Origin of the sequence: Bradyrhizobium sp., from assembly GCF_049586575.1 — a bacterium.
Taxonomy (GTDB): Bacteria; Pseudomonadota; Alphaproteobacteria; order Rhizobiales; family Xanthobacteraceae; genus Bradyrhizobium.
In genome coordinates this window covers 1-2,442 of record NZ_JBAVCF010000001.1, presented here as the reverse complement: position 1 = coordinate 2,442, position 2,442 = coordinate 1, and the positions used below count along the sequence as shown (strand labels likewise).

The window sequence follows — 2,442 nt, the reverse complement described above, 5'->3', positions numbered from 1 at the left end:
CCATTACGCCAGGGGTTCTTCGTCTCGTCGCGGGACGAACAAGGAAGGGGTGGAAGCCTGATGGCTTTCACCCCATCCTGCTGTGTCGTGAAAGACCTGCGTCGCGACAGACGGCGCTGAAGTCTCGCGCCCTGCTTCGTCCCGGTCAGCCCTTCTTGATCCGGAAGGTCTCGTGGCAGTTGCCGCATGCCTTGCCGATGGCGGGTGCGTTGACCTTCAGCGTATCGAGGCCCGTGATCTTGGCCTTGGCTTCGGTGACGACCTTGGCGAACTCTTCGATCCTGGCCTTGAAGCCGGCCTTGTCTTCCCAGATCTTCGGCGAAACCTCGTATTTGCTGTCCGCAGGATTCATTCCCTTGATGCTGTCCGGAAACATGGTCGGCAGCTTCTTGGCGGTCTCCTCGAGCTGGGCAAGCCCGGCCGTCACGGCGGCCTGGTCATAGGGCTTCTCGCCCTTCACCATGTCGACCATGGCGCCGAGATTTTTCGCATTGGCCTTCATGGTGTCCTGGTTCTGCTTGACCAGATTCTGCTGCGCGATGACAGCGCCGGCGCTCAGCAACAAAGCTCCAACAACCAAGGCAGTCCGTCTCATCGGTTTGATCCCTTATGATTTGTAACACACATAATCCCGTCGAACTTCCCAACACCGCAAGCGGTACTTCATTCCCCGCGACTTCCTTGGCATAGCCGTCACAGACTGTGCCGGCGCTGGTGTTCGCGGATCGCGATCCAGACCCGCTCCGCCGTTGCCGGCATGTCGATGTGATCAATCTTGTACTCGCGCCAGAGCCCTTCGATGATCGCATTGACGACCGCAGGGCACGAGCCGATGGCGCCGGCCTCGCCCGCGCCCTTGACGCCCAGCGGATTGGTCGTGCAGGGCACGTTGTGCGTCTCGAAAACGAATGACGGACCGTCGGCCGCCCGCGGCAGCGCGTAGTCCATGAAGGTACCGGTCTGAAGCTGGCCGTCCTTGGCGCTATAGACCGCCTCTTCCATCAGGGCCTGCCCGATCCCCTGCATCGCACCACCATGCACCTGGCCGGCGAGCAACAGCGGATTGAGCGTGACGCCGAAATCATCGACGATGACGTAATTGACGACGCGGATAAGGCCGGTCGCTGGATCGATTTCGACTTCGGCGAGATGCGTGCCGTTCGGGAAGGTGCCGTCGGCCGCCGTAAACGTGGCGCTGCCGCTGAGTTTCGCCGGGTCAATGCCCGGCCGGCGCGCCAGATCGGCAAAGCCGATCGAGCGGTCGGTGCCCGCAACGCGGATCGTTCCCTCTGATATTTCAAGATCGCCGGGACTTGTCTCCAGCGCTTCGGCCGCAATGTCGCGCAGGTGACCGCCGAGTTCGCGGGTGGCGCGCTCGACGCTGACGCCGCCGGTCGGAATCGCAGACGATCCGCCGGTCCCAAGTCCGGTGGCGATCATGTCGGTGTCGCCCTGGAAGACATGGACGCGCTCGGGCGGCAGCCCGAATTGTTCGGCGACGATCTGCGCATAGGCGGTCTGATGGCCCTGCCCGCTCGATTGCGTGCCGATCAGCACCGAGACGTCGCCTTTGGGATCGAGCTGCACGCGGGCGGTTTCCTCGCCCATCGTGCCGCAGACCTCGACATAGCTCGCAAGCCCGATACCGCGCACGAGACCTTGTTTCTTCGCGGCCTTGGCGCGCTTGGGGAAATCCTTCCACTCGGCGATGTCCATCGCCCGCTTCAGATGAGCGGCGAAGTCGCCGGAATCGTAGACCTTCCCGGTCGCGGTCTTGTAGGGCATGGCGCGCGGCGGAATGAAGTTTTTGCGGCGGATCGCATCGACGCTCATGCCGAGCTTGCGCGCGGCCGCATCGACCAGCCGCTCCAGCACGTAGGCCGCCTCGGGACGTCCGGCGCCGCGATAGGCGTCGACCGGCACGGTGTTGGTGAACACCGTGCGCACGCGGCAATGAAAAGCCCGGATGTCGTAAAGGCCGGGCAACATGCCCGCGCCGCCATGCGGAATGTACGGACCGAAGGTCGACAGATACGCGCCCATGTCGCCGATCAGATCTACGTCCATGCCAAGGAACTTGCCGTCCTCAGCCAGCGCCATCCGCGCCGTGGTGGCGTTGTCGCGGCCCTGCGCATCGCCCACGAAATGATCCGCACGATCGGCCGTCCATTTCACCGTCTTGCGAAGTTTTCGCGCAGCCACGGCAGCAAGCGCGTATTCGCGGTAGGGAAACAGCTTGGTGCCGAACCCGCCACCGACATCGGGACAGATCACGCGCATTTTTTCCAGCGGGATCTTCAGGACCATGCCGCCGATGATTTCTCGGATGCGATGGCTGCCCTGGCTGCCGACCGTTAGCGTCAGATGGTCGCGCCGCGCATCGTATTCACAAACCACCGCGCGCGTTTCCATGAAGTTGGTGACGATGCGCGGATTGACGAT

2 protein-coding genes are annotated in these 2,442 nt (G+C 63.1%); both read right to left on the bottom strand.

Annotation, left to right across the window (positions count from 1 at the left end; genetic code table 11):
- Positions 1–145: 145 nt before the first annotated feature.
- A complete protein-coding gene (locus WB528_RS00010; RefSeq protein ID WP_423886383.1) occupies positions 146–595 on the bottom strand; it encodes a c-type cytochrome in 450 nt (149 codons plus the stop codon).
- Positions 596–693: 98 nt separating this feature from the next.
- Positions 694–2,442: xanthine dehydrogenase family protein molybdopterin-binding subunit (locus tag WB528_RS00005; protein ID WP_423886382.1), on the bottom strand; the 1,749-nt coding region annotated here is incomplete at its 5' end.

Coding starts and splice junctions, on each gene's coding strand:
- WB528_RS00010 (WP_423886383.1), bottom strand. CDS start 595: ATGAGACGGACTGCCTTGGTTGTTGGAGCTTTGTTGCTGAGCGCCGGC.